Raw genomic sequence first — 19,232 nt, 5'->3', positions numbered from 1 at the left:
CGCTCAACACCTACACCGTTAGAGATTTTACGAACTGTGTAGTTTTCTGAGATGCCAGCACCTTTACGTGCGATAACAACACCTTCAAAAATCTGAATACGTTCACGGTTTCCTTCGACAACTTTCGCGTGTACACGAACAGTGTCACCAGGACGGAATGATGGGATATCTGTACGAAGTTGACCTTCAGTCAAGCTTTGGATTAATGGATTCATTTTATTCTCCTATCTTTGTCAATCTTGAGGAACCTTCCTCAGCGGATAAACTGTATTTTTGTGCGTCCATTACACACAAGATACAGTTTACCAAATTTCCACCTAAAAGTAAAGAAATTTATAGCAGAATCCCTAAAAAAATCGCTAGAAAGCCGCCTAGGTAAGTTAAGAGGAAATAGCTGTAAAATACCTTCTTGTCACTTAACAGTCTTTGCAGCTCGTCATTCAGAGTTGAAAAGGTCGTCAACCCACCACAGAAACCTGTCGCGAGGATAGTATAAACTTCCTTGGACTCCACATGGTTGTAGAGCAAGCCAATCAAAAAACAACCGAGAAGATTGGCTATGAGAGTTCCTAGGGGCAATTTTGAGGATTGATTATATTGGGAAAAGAAATACCGCACTAGGGCTCCAAAGCCACAGGCGATTGCAAGATAGATGATTACCATTTCTTCCTCCCTAGATAATAAGCCAAGAGCAGGCCTCCACCAATACTCAAAAGCAAATACAGGACTAAACTAAGATAACGCCCAGTATCGAGCAATTTCACAGCATCAAGCATTAGACTAGAAAAGGTTGTCAGGCCACCACAAAATCCTGTACCCAGAGCCAAAACTAAACCTTTACTGCTTCCCTTATAGACCAGATAGCCTTTCACCAGATAGACCAGGCAGATAATGCCCAGATAGTTGACAAGGAGGGTACCCCAAGGAAATTCTGGACTAGCTGGTAACCAAGTGGAAACTAGATAGCGGACAAGTCCGCCCACCATTGCAGCTAGAAAAATCCCTAGCGGATAAAATTGTTCTTTTTTCATTTGATGTTTTGATCCTGGTAATCACGCGAACGTTTGAGTATGTCAGAAAAAGTCGCAACAATGGTCTCCTGATAGCGCTTATCTTCTACTCGATTTCTGACTTTTTCAAAAATGATTTCTTCTCTCTTAGTATCTAAAATAGGTTTTCCTGAAGCTTTCTTATAGGCAACTACACCCTCAACCAAGTGCATTCGTTCTTCCAAGAGCTTAACAATTTGGTCGTCGATTTGATCAATTTCTTGCCGAATACTAGCTAAATCCATAGTGTCTCCTCCTTTATTTGAATTATTGTATCAAAAAGCCACCAAATAGGCTAGTAAAATCTAGTTTAACTACTAAAAACTGCACCGACTCCTTCCAGTCAGCGCAGCTTGTTTCTTATCCTACTTTTGCAGCCAATTCTTCTGCGAATTGTTCCAAGAGTTCGATGTCTTCTTCCTCAGCAGAAAGATCTACTTTAACACACTCTGAACCTTTTTCTGCTCCTGTCGCTACAAAAACGCGATCAAAGTCATCGACAGCCTTACAGAATTCATCGTAGAAGGTGTCACCTGAACCAACAACTCCGTAGATTTTACCATTCAAGTTGAGATCTGCTAGATCTTCATAGAAGTCCATCATTTCATCTGGCAATTCTCCATCTCCGTAGGTGTAAGTCGCAACGATTGCGATATCCGCTTCCAAGAAGTCTGAAGCGTCAACAGTTGTACATTCATCCACATCGACATCCAAGCCCAAGTCACGCAATTTATCTGCTACAATATCTGCAATTTCTTCGGTATTACCGGTCATACTGGCAAATACAATTTTTGCTAATGCCATATCGTCCTCCTCAATTTATCTTTCTCCATTATATCATATCTTTTTCATTTTAAAAATAAAAATTCTTGTGCTACAATGAAATGAGAAAGAATTGAGGTTATTTATGGAAATTTGCCAGCAAATTTTAGAGAAAATCAAAGAATACGATACCATTATCATTCATCGTCATATGAAACCAGACCCTGATGCCTTAGGGAGTCAGGTGGGCTTGAAAGCTCTTCTCACACACCATTTTCCAGAAAAGACCATCAAAGCAGTCGGTTTTAACGAACCAACTCTAACCTGGATGGCGGAAATGGATACTGTCCAAGACAGTGACTACCAAGGAGCTCTTGTCATTGTCTGCGATACAGCCAATACTGCTCGTATCGATGATAAACGCTATGAACAAGCTGATTTCACCATCAAAATTGATCACCATCCAAACGATGATGTTTACGGTGATTTGTCTTGGGTCGATACTGGCTCAAGCAGTGCTAGTGAGATGATTGCCCTATTTGCAGAAAATACTCAACTAACCTTGTCAGATCAAGCTGCTGAACTCCTTTTTGCTGGGATTATTGGGGATACAGGGCGTTTCCTTTATCCTTCTACCTCAGCCCGAACCCTTCGTATCGCTTCTTCCTTGAGAGAGTACAACTTTGACTTCGCTAGTTTGACACGCAAGATGGATAACATGAGCTTTAAGATTGCAAAATTGCAAGGGTATGTCTATGATCATTTAGAAGTTGATGAGAATGGAGCTGCACGCGTTCTTCTCAGTCAAGAAATCTTGAAGAAATACGACGTTACTGATGCGGAAACAGCAGCCATCGTTGGAGCTCCAGGCCGTATTGATACTGTTAGCCTTTGGGGAATCTTTGTGGAACAAGCAGATGGTCACTACCGCGTACGTCTTCGCAGTAAATTTGTCCCAATCAATGAAGTTGCAAAAGAACATGATGGCGGCGGGCATCCTCTTGCTAGTGGGGCAAATTCGTATAGTTTAGAAGAGAACGAGCTCATCTACCAAAAATTAAAAAACTTGCTGAAAAATAGATAAAAAGCTTGCCAAACTTACCAGAATCTGATAGACTAGTAAGGTAACAATCTATGGCTCGCAAAGAGACCATGGCAGAAAGGAAATATTGCAAAATGAAAAAAGATATCCATCCAGAATATCGCCCAGTTGTCTTCATGGACACAACTACTGGTTACAAATTCCTTAGCGGTTCAACAAAACGCTCTAACGAAACTGTTGAGTTCGAAGGCGAAACTTACCCATTGATCCGTGTGGAAATTTCATCAGACTCACACCCATTCTACACTGGACGTCAAAAGTTCACTCAAGCAGATGGACGCGTGGATCGTTTCAACAAAAAATACGGTCTCAAATAAGAATAAAAAGAACAGCTTCGACTGTTCTTTTTTCTTTCTTCAAATTAGGACTCAAGCACCACTGCTGTTCCGCTACAGGTAACCATCAGCATACCATTCTCAGCACCTAAGGTTTCATAGTCCATCTTAACCCCAATGATAATATTTGCACCACGTTCACTCGCACGCGCCATCATTTCTGCTAAGGCTTCTTCTCTCGCTTGGGTCAATTCTCCTTCATAACTACTAGCACGACCGCCAAAAATATTACGGAAATCAGTCGCCATATCTTTGAACATATTAACCCCAGCAACTACTTCGCCAAAGACAACTCCTTTGTATTCTAGGATTTTCTTTCCTTCAATTCCCCTAGTTGAAATAATCATCTTTAGGTCCTCTTTGCTTCTTTTAGAACATTGTAAAACCTTTCATTACCTTTATCAAGAAATTCCCTAGTGTTTTATCACCCATCAAAAAAGAGAAGACTTGGAGTCTTCTCTTTTTTCTTAGTTAAATCGCTTCTGTGACAAAGCTACGGCTTTCCAGCACCTTGAGCATGGCATTAGCTGTATCTAGAGCTGTAAAGAGTGGGACACCGTGTTCAATAGCTGAACGGCGGATTTGCTCACCATCTTCGTCAGCAGTTCGCTTGGTTCCGACAGTATTGATGATCGCTTGGATTTTTCCTTTACGAACAAAGCTTGGGATATCCTTCTCATCATCACCAATCTTACCAACTGGCTGAGCATGCAGTCCATGGCTTGCAAAGAAGGCTGCAGTTCCTTCTGTCGCGAGGATACCGTAACCGATATTTTGGAAACGGCGAGCCAAGTCCAAGGCTTCTTCTTTGGCATCATCTGCAATGGTAAAGACTACATTTCCAAAAGTTGGCAAATGGAGGTAAGAAGCTTCAAAAGCTTTATAGAGAGCTTTTTCCAGAGTTGCATCAGATCCCATGACTTCACCTGTTGACTTCATTTCAGGACCGAGCAAGCTATCTACCTTAGCCAACTTGGTGAAGGAGAAGACAGGAGCCTTGATATGAACGCGAGTACTTTCAGGGTAAAGTCCATCTTGGTAACCAAGTTCTCCAAGGTCTTGACCAAGAATTAACTTAGTCGCTACTTGAGCCATTGGGATATTGGTTACTTTTGAAAGGAATGGAACCGTACGGCTGGCACGTGGATTAACCTCAATAACGTAGACTTTTTCATCCTTGATGACAAACTGGATGTTCATCATACCAAGACAGTTAAGACCAATTGCTAGGCGTTTGGTGTAGTCTGCGATGGTTTCCTGAACCTTTTGCGACAAGGTTTGTGGTGGGTAAACGGCCATTGAGTCACCTGAGTGGACACCAGCACGCTCGATATGTTCCATGATACCAGGGATAAGGACATTTTCTCCATCTGAAATGGCATCAACTTCACACTCTTGCCCAACGATGTAAGAGTCAACAAGAACTGGGTGGTCTGGACTAGCCTTAACAGCGGTACGCATGTAAGAACGGAGGTCTTCTTCGTTTTCAACGATTTCCATGGCACGTCCTCCCAAGACATAAGATGGGCGAACAAGGACTGGGAAACCAATTTTGCGAGCTGCAAGCACAGCTTCTTCTTCATTAGTTGCTGTTTGACCAGGTGGCTGTGGAATATCCAAGTCTTTAAGGGCTTGCTCAAAGAGGTCACGGTCTTCGGCACGGTCTAGGTCAGCAACCTGTGTACCAAGGATGGTCACACCTGCTTTTGCCAATGGCTCTGCAAGGTTGATAGCTGTTTGACCACCGAACTGAACGATAACGCCTTTTGGTTGCTCCAAGTCGATAACATTCATAACATCTTCGAAAGTCAATGGTTCAAAGTAGAGCTTGTCAGATACCGAGAAGTCTGTCGAAACGGTCTCAGGGTTTGAGTTCATGATGATGGCCTCATAGCCAGCAGCCTGAATAGCTTTAACTGAGTGAACAGTTGCGTAGTCAAACTCAACCCCTTGCCCGATACGGATTGGCCCCGAACCTAGGACTAGTACAGATTCCTTATCAGACTTGATAGACTCATTTTCCCATCCATAGGTTGAATAGAAATATGGTGTTTCAGAGTCAAACTCTGCCGCACAGGTATCGACCATCTTGTAAACTGGGACAATCTTGTTTTCCAAGCGAAGTTGGCGAACTTGGTCAGCTGTCGTTTCCCAGAGTTCAGCAATTTTGCGATCTGAGAATCCATTTAGCTTAGCTGTTTTCAAAACTTCTAGATCTTGCGGATGGGAACCCAATTCTTGCTCGATTTCAAAGATATGCAAGAGTTTATCAAGGTAGAAAATATCAATCTTGGTCAATTCAGCAATTTCTTCTGGTGTGTAGCCACGGCGAATAGCTTCTGATACGTAGAAGAGACGGTCATCTTGTGCCTTGACAACTTTTTCAATCAAGGCATCATCTGAAACATTTGCAAGCTCAGGCATTTCATTGTGGTGAACCCCAATTTCCAGTGAGCGACAAGCTTTAAGGAGAGATTCCTCGATGTTACGACCAATTGCCATAACCTCCCCAGTCGCCTTCATCTGGGTACCAAGACGACGTTCACCCTTTTCAAACTTGTCAAACGGGAAACGTGGGATCTTAGCCACCACATAGTCAAGGGCTGGTTCAAACATAGCATAGGTTGAACCTGTAACTGGATTAATGACCTCATCCAAGGTCAAACCGACGGCAATCTTGGCAGCCAACTTAGCAATCGGATAACCTGTCGCCTTAGAAGCAAGGGCAGAAGAACGCGATACACGAGGGTTTACTTCGATAACATAGTACTTAAAGCTATGCGGATCAAGGGCCAGCTGAACGTTACACCCACCTTCAATCTTGAGGGCACGAATGATGCTCAAGCTGGCATCACGAAGCATTTGGTTTTCATAGTCTGACATGGTTTGCGCAGGGGCAAATACAATGGAGTCCCCTGTGTGAATCCCAACTGGGTCAAAGTTTTCCATGTTACAAACAACTAGGGCATTGTCAGCCGAGTCACGCATAACTTCGTACTCGATTTCCTTGAAACCTGCAATGGAACGCTCAATCAAACATTGGGTAACAGGTGACAGTTTCAAACCATTTTCAGCGATTTCACGCAATTCTTCCTCATTGGCACACATACCACCACCAGTACCACCTAGGGTAAAGGCTGGACGGACGATGACAGGGTAGCCGATTGACGCCGCAAAGGCAACAGCTTCTTCCACTGTGTTGACAATTTCAGATTCAGGGATTGGCTGCTCAAGCTCTTCCATCAATTGTTTAAAGAGGTCACGGTCCTCCGCTTGGTCGATGGCCGATAATTTAGTTCCCAGAAGCTCTACTCCAAGCTCATCTAGGATGCCGTTTTTAGACAATTCCATGGCCATATTGAGCCCTGTTTGACCACCAAGAGTTGGAAGCAAAGCATCAGGACGCTCCTTACGGAGAATACGTGTCACAAATTCAAGTGTGATTGGCTCAATATAAACCTTGTCAGCAATCTCCTTATCCGTCATGATGGTTGCAGGGTTTGAGTTCACCAAGACAACCTCATAGCCTTCCTCTTTCAAAGACAAGCAGGCCTGGGTCCCCGCATAGTCAAACTCAGCAGCCTGACCAATAATAATCGGACCAGAACCAATCACCATAATTTTTTGAATATCAGTACGTTTAGGCATAGTTTATGATACAAAGCCCGTAAAGAACACAGTGAAAATAGGAAACTCGGTGCAGACGCCTTTAGCGTCAAGACGATGTTTATCTTTTTCACACAGTTCTTAGGGCGTGTTCACTTCCGCGAACAATGTATCTTCTCCTTTCTATTCGGCAACTCTCGGGTTGCCATTAAATAAATTCTCCGACGATTTTTTAGAGAAACGATATTTTTCGATAAAAAATCTAGTGCAGGGAGTTTTTAGTTCGCCCAATAGCTACTAAAAGAAACGACCTGCCTTTCTATTCGTCGCCTCACAGAGCGACATTAAATAAGATACAAAGGACGAATAGAAAGCAACTGAATTTTGGAAACCAAGGATAGAAATTCTTCCTTGGTTTCTCTAAATTCCGAGCTTTCCGTCCGTGTTCAATTCCATAAATTCTACGACGAGTCTTACTCGTTCTTAGTTGGCTTGTTTAAAAGCTTCCATCATCTCGATAAACTCGTCAAAGAGGTAGCTAGCGTCGTGTGGCCCAGGAGCTGCGTCTGGGTGGAATTGTACAGAGAAACCTGGTTGGTATCTGTGACGCACACCTTCAACTGACTTGTCATTGATTTCTTCGTGGGTAATGATCAAGTGCTCTGGCAATTCTTCACGACTGACCGCATAACCATGGTTCTGGCTAGTAAAGTCTACTCGTCCTGTTGCGATTTCACGGACCGCGTGGTTAAATCCACGGTGACCAAATTTCATCTTATAGGTCTTGGCACCATTTGTCATGGCAAAAAGTTGGTGCCCCATACAGATACCAAAGATTGGAATCTTCCCTTGCACACCACGAATCATATCGAGGGCCTGGGGAACATCTTCTGGGTTTCCTGGACCGTTTGACAACATGACGCCGTCAGGGTTGAGATGGAGAATTTCTTCTGCTGTGGTTGTGTATGGAACCACGGTCACGTTACAATTCCGTTTCGAAAGTTCGCGTAAGATGGAGTGTTTGAGACCAAAGTCTACCAGAACGACACTCAATCCAACTCCAGGAGCAGGATAAGCTGTCTTAGTAGAGACTTGCTTGATATTATCTGTCGGCAAGACTGTTGCTTGGAGCTGGTCTGCAATATGGTCCATGGTATCACCAACATGCGTAAGGGTTGCCCTCATAGTACCATGCTTACGGATAATCTTTGTAAGCGCACGAGTATCAATTCCTGAGATACCAGGGATTTTCTTGGCTTTCAAGAATTCGTCCAAGGTCATTTGATTGCGCCAGTTGCTGGCTCTACGCGCTTCTTCAAAAACTACTACCCCCTTACAGGTAGGACTGATGGATTCGTAGTCATCGCGGTTAATCCCATAGTTTCCCACCAATGGGTATGTGAAAGTCAAGATTTGTCCATTATAAGACTGGTCTGTAATGGATTCTTGATAGCCGGTCATCCCTGTATTAAAGACGATTTCACCTGTTACATCAATATCTGCTCCGAAGGCCTTGCCTTCAAAAACTGTGCCATCTTCTAATACTAGAAGTCGTTTTGTCATATAGTCACCTCTCGTGGACGCTCTCTGGCGTCTTTTAACGTCTTGTGTTTAGTTTGCTTTTCTGTATGCCAGAACAGATTCTAAGATTGCCATTCTGACAAATACACCATTGGTCATTTGTTGGACAATGCGTGATTTTGGCGCTTCAACTAAATGGTCTGCGATTTCGACATCACGGTTGACTGGGGCAGGGTGCATGAGAATTGCTTTTTCTTTCAAGCGATCATAACGCTCTTGCGTCAAACCATGTTGCGCATGGTAGCCTTCTTTTGAAAAGACTACTCCACTTTCATGACGTTCATGCTGGACGCGAAGGAACATCATGACATCCACCTGATCGATGATCTCGTCAATACTTACAAACTGGCCATAGTCTGCGAATTCCTGACTTCTCCATTCCTCAGGACCTGCAAAGTAAAGCTCTGCGCCTAAACGTTTCAAAATTTGCATATTTGATTTGGCTACACGTGAGTGGTCCAGATCCCCAGCGATAGCGACCTTAAGCCCCTCAAAATGGCCAAATTCTTCATATATTGTCATCAAATCAAGCAAGCTCTGACTTGGATGTTGTCCTGAACCATCTCCACCATTGATAATGGAAGTCGTAATGGTTGGACTGGCAATCAACTCTCTGTAGTAGTCGACTTCTGGGTGACGGATAACACAGGCATCCACTCCAAGTGCAGACAGTGTCAAGATCGTATCATAGAGTGTTTCACCCTTGTTAACTGAACTCGTCTTCACATCGAAATCGAGTAGATTCAGTCCCAGCTTAATCTCTGCTACTTCAAAGGACTTGTGCGTACGAGTCGAACTTTCAAAGAAAAGGTTGGAAACGATATGCTGGTCCTCATAGGAAGCCTGCGCTCCATTCTTAAATTCGATTCCTCGTTTGATCAATTTCATGACCTGATCTACAGTAAGGTCTTCCATAGAGACCACATGTTGCAAAGCTTGTTGATTTTCTGACATGGTTAACTCCTTTTTGCTATCTATGCTTCTTCGGTAATAAGAACTCTATCTTGTCCATCTAGTTCTGCCATCTCTACGATGATCTCTTCAGAGCGACTAGTTGGAATATTTTTCCCAACATAGTCTGGACGGATTGGAAGTTCTCTATGTCCGCGATCCACTAGAACTGCTAAACTCACACGAGCAGGGCGACCATGGCTGACGACGTTGTCAATAGCTGCACGAATGGTACGACCTGTATAGAGCACATCGTCCACTAAAATGACTTCCCGGTCTGTCACATCAACAGAGATTAAAGAAGTATCTTCACCACTTTTAACATCGTCACGGAAAGGTTTGGTGTCCAGCTCTACTACTGGAACTGAAAGAGATTCTAACTGTTCCAAGCGTTCTTGGATACGGCGAGCAATAAAGACACCTCGCGTTTTAATACCAGCCAAAACGATTTTGTTCAAATCTTTGTTTCGCTCAATAATCTCGTAAGTGATTCGAGTAATCGCGCGTTTGACGGTCAATTCGTCTACAACTTCTTTTGCCTTCATGACAAACCTCCAAAAAGAAAAGTCTCCTTAACAAGGAGACTTCAGAATGTATAGCCAAGCGAGCCCTACTGCAAACAGTATAGACTTCACCCTTCTACTTAATCCAGCTCCTTGTCTGCCTCACGGGACAGGTTTAAAGGAATATTTTATTGTCATTACTATATCACAAAGACCCGTTCAAATCAAGTAAAAACATTCATTATTTTCACTTATAACGAACTAAAATCATATAATTGAGGATAGTGATCGCATTCTGGATTTTTTGGATGACAGATAGCCCGTCCAAAGTAAATCATGGCTTGGTGGGCTGCCAACCATTTCTCTGGTGGCAGAATGTCCATAACACGTTTTTCTACTTCGAGGGGTGAAGCCGATTTTTTGACAATATCATGGTGCTTGCAGATACGCTCAACATGGGTGTCCACTGCAAAGGCTGGAATCCCAAAGCCCACGCTCATGACGACATTTGCTGTTTTGCGACCAACACCTGCTAAGCTTTCTAATTCCTCGCGAGTCTGAGGTACTTGTCCGTCAAAATCGTCTAATAATTGTTGGGCACATTTTTTTAAAAACTTGGCTTTATTGCGATACAGTCCCAAGCGAGAAATGTGCGAAGCAATTTCACTTTCAGTTGCCACAGACATGGCTTGAGGCGTTGGAAAAGCAGCAAAGAGACCTGGTGTAGCCTTGTTGACTGCAGCATCTGTCGTCTGGGCTGACAACATCACTGCAACCAATAGTTCAAAGTGATTGGTAAAATCAAGGCTGGGTTTGGCATCTGGGAAGAGAGCTATGATTTCTTCTAGCACTTTACGTGCTCGTTTTTTTGACAAGACCATTATTCGTCTCCATCAAATAGTCCTTGCAAGCCAGCAAATGGACTGTTTTCTTCTTTCTTGACTGCTTGTTGAGCTTGGTACTCCTCCTCTGTCATGATTTGCCAGTCATTACCTGAAACAAATCCTTGACCAGCTTCTTCTTCAGCTGTCAAGACTTTGATTGGAATGTTTAGCAAGATATTATCTGACACACTTTCAGCCAAATCAATTTCACCATTTTCGATAGGCAGGACCAAGTCATCATCTAAAACTTCCTGATCTAGTTGGTTGGTTGCGCCTTCCATGAAAACCTCTGTCACTGGATAAGACTCTGACAACTCAACTGGCTCCATACTGCGACTGGAAGCAAGGACAATGGTGTAAGATAGTTGATAATCTAAGAAATACATGCGGTCTTCATATTGGACCTTCCCTACCGCAAGGATATCTTTGACATCTAAAATTTCTTGATTACGGGCACGCAAGTCTGATGCCAGGTCTAAAGCTTGTTCAAAATGTAGGCCTTCAGGCTGCTTACGAATTTCTTGAATATTTAACTTCATATTTCCTCCATAAAGATTTACTCACTTGATTATACCATGAAAAGGCTACAAGACAGCCTTTTAAACCTTGATATTAAAATCTCCTTTTTAACATATTTGCTATGACATATTTTCTGTTTAGTGCTATACTATAGGCAAGAATACATCAGAGCAAGGAGGATGCTCATATGGAAGACAAAGCACTAATCAACGAAGCTTACCAACTCCTATCCGAGTTAAATAAAAGCTACCAAAGTTGCAAACAGGGTACAGCCGATGATTTCCGTCTACAAGAACTGCTGAACAGCACTCTCAAGGAACTTAAAAAAGCGGAAAAGCTTGACAACAGTATCTTAATCAACCTTGAGAAATTTTACCAACGTACCAGTCTACTGATCGGACTGGGGAGCCTAAAACTAAACGATCAAGCACGCACCGCTTGGCGCAACTATGACAAGTTCCATTACGAGCACGTCAAACACGTACTGACTCTTTATGGACCCGTTTTCGGATTTTAGAGTTTAAAATTTTGAATTTACTATTGACAAAATATCCTTAAAGGTATAGGATAGAGGTACTAATACTCGGAGGTAAGGGAGACATGAAAAACTAAGTCTATCAAATAAAGAACTTTATTTAGTAGATCTTGTTTTTGTCTCTTTTTGCATGCTCTTTTTGTACTAGATTTTCTAGTACTTTATCCTCATTGAAAATCAAAAAACTAGAAAGCTATGCTCCTCTTGGGTTGGGGTAGGCAGCTCCAAGCTAGTTTGACGAGCTTTTTAACGAGGAAAATAGAGTTTTGACAGTGACTTTGGGCTCTACTAGATAAAGTAGAGCTTTTTGTTATGCACTATGGACATTCTAGAAAGGGCGACAATATGATAAAAATCAATCATCTGACCATCACACAAAACAAAGATCTACGAAATCTTGTATCTGACCTAACCATGACTATCCAAGACGGAGAAAAGGTTGCTATTATTGGTGAAGAAGGAAATGGCAAATCAACTTTACTGCGAGCTTTAATGGGGGAAGCATTGCCTGATTTCACTATCAAAGGAGAGATCCAGTCTGACCTTCAGTCACTGGCCTACATTCCCCAAAAGTTACCTGAGGAGCTAAAAAATAGAACTCTACACGATTACTTCTTTTTAGATCCCGCTGATTTAGACTACAGTATTCTCTATCGCTTGGCTGAGGAGTTGCATTTTGATAGTGATCGCTTCGCTAGTGACCAAAAGATTGGGAGCCTCTCAGGGGGCGAAGCTTTGAAAATTCAGCTCATCCATGAGTTAGCCAAACCCTTTGAGATTCTTTTTTTAGATGAACCTTCAAATGACCTGGATCTTGAGACGGTTGATTGGCTAAAAATACAGATACAGAAGATGAGGCAAACCGTTATTTTCATTTCTCATGATGAAGACTTTCTTTCTCGTACGGCTGATACTATTGTCCACCTGCGACTGGTCAAGCACCGGAAAGAAGCGGAAACACTAGTCGAGCATTTAGACTATAATCGCTATAGTGAGCAAAGAAAGGCTAATTTTGCCAGACAAAGCCAGCAAGCTGCTAACGACCAGAGAGCCTATGACAAAACCATGAAAAAACATCGCCGAGTTAAGCAAAATGTAGAAACTGCCTTGCGTAACACTAAAAACGATGTTGCTGGGCGCTTACTGGCTAAAAAGATGAAAAATGTTCTCTCTCAAGAAAAACGCTTTGAAAAGGTAGCTCAGTCTATGACTCAAAAACCACTTGAAGAAGAACAAATTCAACTATTCTTCTCAGATATCCAACCATTAGCGGCTTCTAAAGTATTAATCCAACTGGAAAAAGAAAATTTGTCCATTGGCGAGCGCATTTTAGCTCAGGAGTTACAACTCACTGTCCGTGGCCAAGATAAAATCGGTATCATAGGGCCTAATGGTGTTGGAAAATCAACTCTGTTATGCAAGTTACAACAACTCCTAAGCAACAAAAGAGAAATTTCGCTTGGTTTTATGCCTCAAGATTACCACAAAAAACTGGAATTGGATCTATCTCCAGTAGCCTATCTCAGCCAAACTGGGGAAAAAGAGGAATTACAGAAAATCCAATCTCACTTAGCCAGTCTCAATTTCAGCTATCCAGAGATGCACCACCAAATACGCTCCTTATCTGGTGGTCAACAAGGCAAATTACTTCTGTTAGATTTAGTACTGTGCAAACCAAACTTTCTCCTTCTGGATGAGCCTACACGAAACTTTTCTCCCACTTCTCAACCTGAAATCAGAAAACTCTTTGCCTCCTATCCAGGCGGTTTAATCACTGTTTCGCATGACAGGCGCTTCTTAAAAGAGGTCTGTACGAGTATCTATCGTTTGACAGAAAATAGTTTGGAAGTTGTTGATTTACAAGATTTTTAGATTTCAAACATAGCAAAAATCCAGAGACGACCTCTGGATTTTGTTTACATCTGTTTCAAACGCTCAATTCGTTCTGAGATAGGTGGGTGGGTATAAAAGAGTTTTTGAAGTCCCCCACCTTTCTTAGGATCATTGATATAAAGAGCGCTGCTGGCATCATCAACGTGGTGATGCATGGGCTCGCTATTGTCCAACTTGCGCAGTGCATTGATCATTCCTTGAGGATTACGAGTCAGCTCCACACTAGATGCATCCGCTAGAAATTCTCGCTGACGAGAGATAGCAAGTTGCACCAAGGTTGCTGCGAGAGGTGCTAGAACAATGGCTAAGAGAGAGATAACAAGCATGATAATCTCTAGACCATTTCCATCACGATCATTATCACTCCGTCTGCGGCCTGCGCCACCCCACCACATCATCCGACCAGCCAAACTAGATAGCATGGTAATAGCACTAGCAAGGGCAACAGCAATGGTCGAAATGCGGATATCGTAGTTCCGAATGTGACTGACTTCATGCCCCATGACCGCTTCTAGCTCCTCACGGTTCATGATGGCTAGGAGACCCGAAGTGGCTGCAACTGCCGCATTCTGCGGGTTGGAACCTGTTGCAAAGGCATTTAAAGAAGAATCCTCAATGATGAACACACGTGGCATGGGGATCTGAGCGACCATGGCCATATCTTCCACAACATGGTAGAGGTCTGGCGCCGTTTGTTCATCAACCTCACGCGCACCATTCATAGACATGACAATCTCTGTCGATTGAAAGATCATGGTCAGAGCATAGATAAGACCGATGATTAGGGCTATAATCATGCCCCCAAGACCTGAGCGCATGAAGAGATAGCCTACGGCATAACCAACCAAAGCCAACAGTAGGAAGAAAACCAGCAACAAAATCCACGTTTTTCGTTTATTGCTCGCAATTTGATCAAACAACATCTTAGTCACCTAAACCGCTAAAGTCAACTTTAGGAACTGCCTTTTCCTCTTCAGGTGTTTGAAGGAAGTCTGCAGCTTTAAAGCCAAATAGTCCTGCGATGATATTACTTGGGAAGCTTTCAAGTTTTACATTGTAGTTGCTGACAACACTGTTGTAGAGTTGGCGTGAGTAAGAAATTTTATTTTCTGTATTGGTCAACTCTTCTTGCAATTTGATAAAGTTAGCACTAGCTTTCAAGTCTGGGTAATTCTCTGCTACTGCAAAGATACCAGAAATCTGGCGTGTAAGAGCATCACTGGCCTTCATCGCTTCAGCTGGTGAGGTTGCTGCAGCTACTTGTCTACGAAGTTCTGTCACTTTTTCCAAGGTAGAACCTTCATATTTGGCATAGCCTTTGACTGTTTCAATCAAGTTTGGGAGGAGATCATTACGACGCTTCAACTGAACATCGATCTGGCTCCAAGCCTCCTTTGTCTGCATACGATTTTTCACCAAACCGTTATAGCTAACAATCACAAAAATAACAATTAGAGCCAAAACTCCAAGAATAATCCAAGTCATAATCTTTTTCCTTTCTGCTTTTAGATTACTACCAGTATATCAAAATTTTAATGAATATGGTAAAATAAGATAATACTAGAGAAGGAAACGACTATGAAACCAGAAACATTTTACAGCTTGCTCGTCGAGCAAAATCTTCCACTTTCTGACCAGCAAAAGAACCAATTTGAACGCTATTTTGAACTCTTGGTCGAGTGGAATGAAAAGATTAACCTGACCGCTATTACAGACAAAGAAGAAGTCTACCTCAAACACTTTTATGATTCGATTGCACCCATCCTACAAGGCTTGATTTCAAATGAAACTATCAAACTTCTTGATATCGGGGCTGGGGCAGGATTTCCTAGTCTTCCTATGAAAATCCTCTATCCTCAGTTAGATGTGACCATCATTGATTCGCTAAATAAACGCATCAACTTCCTCCAACTATTGGCCCAAGAGCTGAATTTGGACGGAGTTCACTTCTATCATGGACGTGCAGAAGACTTTGCCCAAGACAAGAACTTCCGTGCTCAGTTTGATATGGTGACAGCTCGTGCTGTTGCCCGTATGCAAGTCTTATCTGAATTGACCATTCCCTATCTTAAAGTTGGTGGAAAACTCTTGGCACTCAAGGCCAGCAATGCCCCCGAAGAATTGCTAGAAGCCAAGAATGCTCTCAATCTCCTTTTTAGCAAGGTCGAAAACAACCTCAGCTACACCCTACCAAATGGAGATCCACGATACATCACTGTGGTAGAAAAGAAAAAAGAAACCCCAAACAAATATCCACGTAAGGCTGGCATGCCCAATAAACGCCCGCTTTAATTTTTTTAGTAAAAAAATGTTTACAAAGTTCGCCTCGCTTTTTTATTTCTTGGCTCGGGAAAAAATGATTTACAAAATCAAACCTCGCTCTCACATTTCTGGGCTCGGGAAAAATTCGTTTACAAAACGAATTTTTTCTGCTATACTATCCTAAGCAAAGGTTTTTAATGTCATCCTGTGAGGTGACGAAGACGCAGAAATATATGAAATTCTTTAATGAGATACCCCTCTCTTTAAAGAAGTCTTACTCTGAGAGCCTGTTGCTGTAAAATAATGGGCTCTTTTTTGGTGCCCAAAAGTGAGGTTTTTATGAAACAGGAATCAACTGTTGACTTGTTACTAGACGTTGATCAACGTCCTTCTGCTGGTAAAGGTATTCTTCTAAGCTTCCAGCACGTATTTGCCATGTTTGGCGCAACCATTCTCGTTCCCTTAATTTTGGGAATGCCCGTATCCGTTGCCCTCTTTGCATCTGGTGTCGGAACCCTAATTTATATGGTTTCAACTGGCTTTAAAGTTCCAGTCTATCTCGGATCATCCTTCGCCTTTATCACAGCCATGTCCCTTGCTATGAAAGAAATGGGTGGCGACGTCTCTGCTGCTCAAACAGGGGTTATTCTAACTGGTTTGATTTATGTCATTGTCGCAACAAGTGTTCGCTTTGCTGGTACGAAATGGATTGACAAACTCTTGCCTCCTATCGTTATCGGACCTATGATTATCGTTATCGGTCTTGGTCTTGCAGGCTCAGCCGTGACCAATGCTGGTCTTGTAGCTGATGGAAACTGGAAAAATGCCCTTGTTGCTGTCGTAACCTTCCTCATTGCTGCCTTCATCAATACAAAAGGAAAAGGGTTCCTTCGTATCATTCCTTTCCTCTTTGCCATCATCGGTGGGTACATTTTCGCAATGCTTCTTGGTTTGGTTGACTTTACCCCAGTCCTTCAAGCCAACTGGTTTGAAATTCCTGGTTTCTACTTGCCATTTAGTACAGGTGGAGCCTTTAAAGAGTACAACTTATACTTCGGTCCTGAAACAATCGCTATCTTGCCTATCGCTATCGTAACCATCTCTGAACACATTGGAGACCACACAGTCTTGAGCCAAATCTGTGGCCGTCAGTTCTTGAAAGAACCAGGACTTCACCGTACGCTTCTTGGTGACGGTATCGCGACATCTGTATCTGCCTTCCTCGGTGGACCAGCCAATACTACCTACGGTGAGAACACTGGAGTTATCGGTATGACCCGTATCGCTTCTGTTTCCGTTATCCGAAACGCTGCATTTATCGCCATTGCTCTTAGCTTCCTAGGTAAATTCACTGCCTTGATTTCAACCATTCCAAATGCTGTGCTTGGTGGCATGTCCATCCTTCTCTACGGAGTTATCGCAAGTAATGGTTTGAAAGTCTTAATCAAAGAACGTGTAGACTTCGGTCAAATGCGTAACCTCATCATCGCAAGTGCCATGTTGGTACTTGGTCTTGGTGGAGCCATCCTTAAACTTGGCCCAGTAACCCTTTCAGGTACTGCCCTATCAGCGATGACAGGTATCATTTTGAATCTGATCTTGCCATACGAAAACAAAGACTAATCTTATAGATAGCAAAAATCCACTCAGTTGAGTGGATTTTTTATTTATGCTTACTTTCCAGCAGTAAATCTTTCAAAGAAATGATAGTCACTGCAAGCAGAATCATGGCCATACCAACAAAATCAATCGCATAGAATTGCTCCTTCATAATTAAAAAGGCAAAGAAAACAGCTGAAATAGGCTCTATGGAAGCCAATAAACTGGATTTAACTGGTCCTATTAGACTAGCTCCTTTTAGAAAAGCTGTGTAGGCAAATACTGTTCCAATGATGATAATGCCAGCAAATGCAAGGAGAAAATCCAAGCTAGTCGGTATACTGGCCTACAAAACTCCTGTGAAGGGAATAGCCCCAACACCAGAAATAACCATGCCCACACCAATCACCAACATACTTCCCCACTTCTTAATCAAAGCGATAGGAAGGATAATATAGAGGGCATAGGTCAAGGCAGAAAAGAGTCCCCAAAAAAGACCCGCAGGTGTGACCGACAACTGGTCAAGTTCCCCATGCGTAGCAATAAGAAAAGTTCCTCCAATTGCTAAACCAATTGAAATAATCTCAGCCAGAGTCGGTGCTACCTTGTCCTTGATACAAGTATAAATCAAGATTCCAACAGGACAAACATACTGGAGAACCGTCGCCGTTCCAGCATTGGTTTCCTGAATGGCAGAAAGATAGGCAAACTGGTTTAAGAAAAGTCCAAATAAGGCGAATAACAAGAGAGAATAAAGGCTTTTTTTGTCTTTTAAAAAAGCAAGGAGTTTATCCTTTGCGGTCGCATAAGTTAAAAATACCAGGGCCAATCCTGCAATGATGAGCCGCAGATTGGTCAAGACTAGAGCGGAAATACCGTGTGCCATCAGGTATTGGCCACTGGTTCCAGACAAGCCCCAAGCAATCCCTGCAACTACTGTAAATAGAGTTCCTTTTACGGTTTGTGACATTCTTCCCCCTACTCTTCTTGGCGAATCATTTCCATGACTTGGTTTCGATCGATTATCCACTGGGCACGTTCATCCTTCTCATACGTTCGATTGGATAAAAAGATGGCGGCTTCTTGTTTCTTTCGATTCCACATGATGAAGGTACCTGTATAGCCCGTATGATCCAGCCAGTCTCCCTCCAGATTCCAAGCTAGCGAACGCTCTTTATCCTCTAAGGGAGAGTAATTTCGACTTAGGTTTTCAGCAAAATCATCTTTCAAGTAATGTTCCAGAAAGATTTGCAAATCCTTAACAGTTGAAAATAAACCAGCACTCCCAGCATGTTTGCCCAAAAGACGAGCTTTGGGATCGTGGATACTACCTGCCGCTACTCCTCTAACTGTTGGTACAGCAATTTCAACGGGACCAAACATTGTTTCCTTCATCCCCCATGGATTCAAAACTTGTTCTTCTATAATCTGATCCAAATCTTGTTCAAATATTTTCTCCAAAAGAAAGCCCAAGAGTAAAAAGTGAACATCCGAGTATAGAAAAGCAGGACGACTACGTCTATTCAGATGAAACATGGCCTCTCTTAATTCCTCATAACCTAACTGGTCCCTATTGGGAATAAAAGGGTCCAGATCTGTAGCATGGGTCAGAAGCTGCCGTATAGTGATATCAGGATAATCACACTCCGAT

Annotated in this window: 20 protein-coding genes and 2 pseudogenes; 6 read left to right on the top strand and 16 right to left on the bottom strand. The window is 42.6% G+C overall.

The annotated features are described in order from the left end of the window. From SORDD24_RS06815 to SORDD24_RS06795, 5 genes are all read right to left on the bottom strand, one after another. On the bottom strand, nt 1-215 hold a 215-nt coding region (locus tag SORDD24_RS06815), incomplete at its 3' end, for a 50S ribosomal protein L19 (protein ID WP_155720141.1). A gap of 118 nt (nt 216-333) precedes the next feature. After that, nucleotides 334-663 carry a fluoride efflux transporter CrcB gene (gene crcB, locus SORDD24_RS06810; protein WP_061408948.1) on the bottom strand — a complete coding sequence of 110 codons (330 nt, stop codon included), beginning with the start codon at nt 661-663 and terminating at the stop codon, nt 334-336. Next, the gene (gene crcB / locus SORDD24_RS06805; RefSeq protein ID WP_061408945.1) at nt 657-1,031 is read right to left on the bottom strand and encodes a fluoride efflux transporter CrcB; all 375 of its coding nucleotides are present in this window, start codon (nt 1,029-1,031) and stop codon (nt 657-659) included. Before crcB (SORDD24_RS06805) ends, crcB (SORDD24_RS06810) begins: the two co-directional genes overlap by 7 nt. After that, nucleotides 1,028-1,294: a chorismate mutase gene (locus SORDD24_RS06800; protein WP_061408942.1), complete on the bottom strand. Its 267-nt coding sequence runs from the start codon at nt 1,292-1,294 to the stop codon at nt 1,028-1,030. The genes crcB (SORDD24_RS06805) and SORDD24_RS06800 overlap by 4 nt, the downstream gene beginning before the upstream one ends. 115 nt (nt 1,295-1,409) lie before the next feature. Further along, nucleotides 1,410-1,853: a flavodoxin gene (locus tag SORDD24_RS06795; protein ID WP_061408939.1), complete on the bottom strand. Its 444-nt coding sequence runs from the start codon at nt 1,851-1,853 to the stop codon at nt 1,410-1,412. A 103-nt stretch (nt 1,854-1,956) separates the two neighbouring features. Here SORDD24_RS06795 and SORDD24_RS06790 point away from each other — a divergent pair, with 103 nt between their 5' ends. Further along, entirely contained in the window at nt 1,957-2,895 is a 939-nt protein-coding gene (locus SORDD24_RS06790) for a DHH family phosphoesterase (RefSeq protein ID WP_061408936.1), read from the top strand. A gap of 92 nt (nt 2,896-2,987) precedes the next feature. Beyond that, a complete protein-coding gene (locus SORDD24_RS06785) occupies nt 2,988-3,230 on the top strand; it encodes a type B 50S ribosomal protein L31 (protein WP_000710762.1) in 243 nt (80 codons plus the stop codon). A 44-nt stretch (nt 3,231-3,274) separates the two neighbouring features. Here SORDD24_RS06785 and SORDD24_RS06780 read toward each other — a convergent pair whose 3' ends face one another. The 7 genes from SORDD24_RS06780 to SORDD24_RS06750 all read right to left on the bottom strand — a co-directional run bounded on the left by SORDD24_RS06780 (nt 3,275) and on the right by SORDD24_RS06750 (nt 11,312). Continuing rightward, entirely contained in the window at nt 3,275-3,595 is a 321-nt protein-coding gene (locus SORDD24_RS06780; RefSeq protein WP_061408933.1) for a heavy metal-binding domain-containing protein, read from the bottom strand. 124 nt (nt 3,596-3,719) lie between these two features. Continuing rightward, a complete protein-coding gene (gene carB, locus SORDD24_RS06775) occupies nt 3,720-6,896 on the bottom strand; it encodes a carbamoyl-phosphate synthase large subunit (protein ID WP_061408930.1) in 3,177 nt (1,058 codons plus the stop codon). 441 nt (nt 6,897-7,337) lie between these two features. Beyond that, on the bottom strand, nt 7,338-8,417 hold the full coding sequence (locus tag SORDD24_RS06770; protein WP_061408927.1) for a carbamoyl phosphate synthase small subunit: 1,080 nt from the start codon (nt 8,415-8,417) through the stop codon (nt 7,338-7,340). Between the two features lie 48 nt (nt 8,418-8,465). Beyond that, complete coding sequence (locus SORDD24_RS06765) at nt 8,466-9,389, bottom strand: aspartate carbamoyltransferase catalytic subunit (RefSeq protein WP_061408924.1); 924 nt, start codon at nt 9,387-9,389, stop codon at nt 8,466-8,468. Nucleotides 9,390-9,409: 20 nt separating this feature from the next. Next, nucleotides 9,410-9,931 carry a bifunctional pyr operon transcriptional regulator/uracil phosphoribosyltransferase PyrR gene (gene pyrR / locus SORDD24_RS06760; protein WP_000644748.1) on the bottom strand — a complete coding sequence of 174 codons (522 nt, stop codon included), beginning with the start codon at nt 9,929-9,931 and terminating at the stop codon, nt 9,410-9,412. A gap of 209 nt (nt 9,932-10,140) precedes the next feature. Beyond that, a complete protein-coding gene (gene nth, locus SORDD24_RS06755) occupies nt 10,141-10,770 on the bottom strand; it encodes an endonuclease III (protein WP_061408921.1) in 630 nt (209 codons plus the stop codon). Next, nucleotides 10,770-11,312 carry a YceD family protein gene (locus SORDD24_RS06750; RefSeq protein WP_061408918.1) on the bottom strand — a complete coding sequence of 181 codons (543 nt, stop codon included), beginning with the start codon at nt 11,310-11,312 and terminating at the stop codon, nt 10,770-10,772. Before SORDD24_RS06750 ends, nth begins: the two co-directional genes overlap by 1 nt. Before the next feature lie 167 nt (nt 11,313-11,479). Here SORDD24_RS06750 and SORDD24_RS06745 point away from each other — a divergent pair, with 167 nt between their 5' ends. Further along, on the top strand, nt 11,480-11,809 hold the full coding sequence (locus tag SORDD24_RS06745) for a hypothetical protein (RefSeq protein ID WP_061408915.1): 330 nt from the start codon (nt 11,480-11,482) through the stop codon (nt 11,807-11,809). 330 nt (nt 11,810-12,139) lie between these two features. After that, on the top strand, nt 12,140-13,699 hold the full coding sequence (locus SORDD24_RS06740; RefSeq protein WP_061408912.1) for an ATP-binding cassette domain-containing protein: 1,560 nt from the start codon (nt 12,140-12,142) through the stop codon (nt 13,697-13,699). Between the two features lie 44 nt (nt 13,700-13,743). Here the strand turns inward: SORDD24_RS06740 and htpX are convergent, their stop codons facing one another. Both htpX and SORDD24_RS06730 read right to left on the bottom strand, forming a co-directional pair. Then, entirely contained in the window at nt 13,744-14,643 is a 900-nt protein-coding gene (gene htpX / locus SORDD24_RS06735) for a zinc metalloprotease HtpX (protein ID WP_061408909.1), read from the bottom strand. A 1-nt stretch (nt 14,644) separates the two neighbouring features. Then, nucleotides 14,645-15,205 (bottom strand): LemA family protein, encoded by a 561-nt coding sequence (locus SORDD24_RS06730; RefSeq protein WP_000219838.1) that lies wholly within the window; start codon nt 15,203-15,205, stop codon nt 14,645-14,647. A gap of 93 nt (nt 15,206-15,298) precedes the next feature. On the opposite strand from SORDD24_RS06730, the gene rsmG reads away from it, so the two are divergent. Together rsmG and SORDD24_RS06720 are read left to right on the top strand one after the other, a co-directional pair. After that, nucleotides 15,299-16,012, top strand: a complete 714-nt coding sequence (rsmG, locus tag SORDD24_RS06725; protein ID WP_061408906.1) for a 16S rRNA (guanine(527)-N(7))-methyltransferase RsmG — start codon at nt 15,299-15,301, stop codon at nt 16,010-16,012. Nucleotides 16,013-16,321: 309 nt separating this feature from the next. Beyond that, complete coding sequence (locus tag SORDD24_RS06720; RefSeq protein WP_061409536.1) at nt 16,322-17,605, top strand: uracil-xanthine permease family protein; 1,284 nt, start codon at nt 16,322-16,324, stop codon at nt 17,603-17,605. Nucleotides 17,606-17,645: 40 nt separating this feature from the next. Here SORDD24_RS06720 and SORDD24_RS06715 read toward each other — a convergent pair. Further along, nucleotides 17,646-18,551, bottom strand: a pseudogene (locus tag SORDD24_RS06715) (DMT family transporter). Nucleotides 18,552-18,559: 8 nt separating this feature from the next. After that, nucleotides 18,560-19,232 (bottom strand): annotated as a pseudogene (locus tag SORDD24_RS06710) (serine hydrolase domain-containing protein); the annotation flags it as partial.

It is taken from the genome of Streptococcus oralis, from assembly GCF_001579175.1.
Lineage (GTDB): Bacteria > Bacillota > Bacilli > Lactobacillales > Streptococcaceae > Streptococcus > Streptococcus oralis_O.
This window is presented reverse-complemented; position numbering and strand designations above follow the sequence as displayed.

Coding starts and splice junctions, on each gene's coding strand:
- crcB (WP_061408948.1), bottom strand. CDS start 663: ATGGTAATCATCTATCTTGCAATCGCCTGTGGCTTTGGAGCCCTAGTG.
- crcB (WP_061408945.1), bottom strand. CDS start 1,031: ATGAAAAAAGAACAATTTTATCCGCTAGGGATTTTTCTAGCTGCAATG.
- SORDD24_RS06800 (WP_061408942.1), bottom strand. CDS start 1,294: ATGGATTTAGCTAGTATTCGGCAAGAAATTGATCAAATCGACGACCAA.
- SORDD24_RS06795 (WP_061408939.1), bottom strand. CDS start 1,853: ATGGCATTAGCAAAAATTGTATTTGCCAGTATGACCGGTAATACCGAA.
- SORDD24_RS06790 (WP_061408936.1), top strand. CDS start 1,957: ATGGAAATTTGCCAGCAAATTTTAGAGAAAATCAAAGAATACGATACC.
- SORDD24_RS06785 (WP_000710762.1), top strand. CDS start 2,988: ATGAAAAAAGATATCCATCCAGAATATCGCCCAGTTGTCTTCATGGAC.
- SORDD24_RS06780 (WP_061408933.1), bottom strand. CDS start 3,595: ATGATTATTTCAACTAGGGGAATTGAAGGAAAGAAAATCCTAGAATAC.
- carB (WP_061408930.1), bottom strand. CDS start 6,896: ATGCCTAAACGTACTGATATTCAAAAAATTATGGTGATTGGTTCTGGT.
- SORDD24_RS06770 (WP_061408927.1), bottom strand. CDS start 8,417: ATGACAAAACGACTTCTAGTATTAGAAGATGGCACAGTTTTTGAAGGC.
- SORDD24_RS06765 (WP_061408924.1), bottom strand. CDS start 9,389: ATGTCAGAAAATCAACAAGCTTTGCAACATGTGGTCTCTATGGAAGAC.
- pyrR (WP_000644748.1), bottom strand. CDS start 9,931: ATGAAGGCAAAAGAAGTTGTAGACGAATTGACCGTCAAACGCGCGATT.
- nth (WP_061408921.1), bottom strand. CDS start 10,770: ATGGTCTTGTCAAAAAAACGAGCACGTAAAGTGCTAGAAGAAATCATA.
- SORDD24_RS06750 (WP_061408918.1), bottom strand. CDS start 11,312: ATGAAGTTAAATATTCAAGAAATTCGTAAGCAGCCTGAAGGCCTACAT.
- SORDD24_RS06745 (WP_061408915.1), top strand. CDS start 11,480: ATGGAAGACAAAGCACTAATCAACGAAGCTTACCAACTCCTATCCGAG.
- SORDD24_RS06740 (WP_061408912.1), top strand. CDS start 12,140: ATGCACTATGGACATTCTAGAAAGGGCGACAATATGATAAAAATCAAT.
- htpX (WP_061408909.1), bottom strand. CDS start 14,643: ATGTTGTTTGATCAAATTGCGAGCAATAAACGAAAAACGTGGATTTTG.
- SORDD24_RS06730 (WP_000219838.1), bottom strand. CDS start 15,205: ATGACTTGGATTATTCTTGGAGTTTTGGCTCTAATTGTTATTTTTGTG.
- rsmG (WP_061408906.1), top strand. CDS start 15,299: ATGAAACCAGAAACATTTTACAGCTTGCTCGTCGAGCAAAATCTTCCA.
- SORDD24_RS06720 (WP_061409536.1), top strand. CDS start 16,322: ATGAAACAGGAATCAACTGTTGACTTGTTACTAGACGTTGATCAACGT.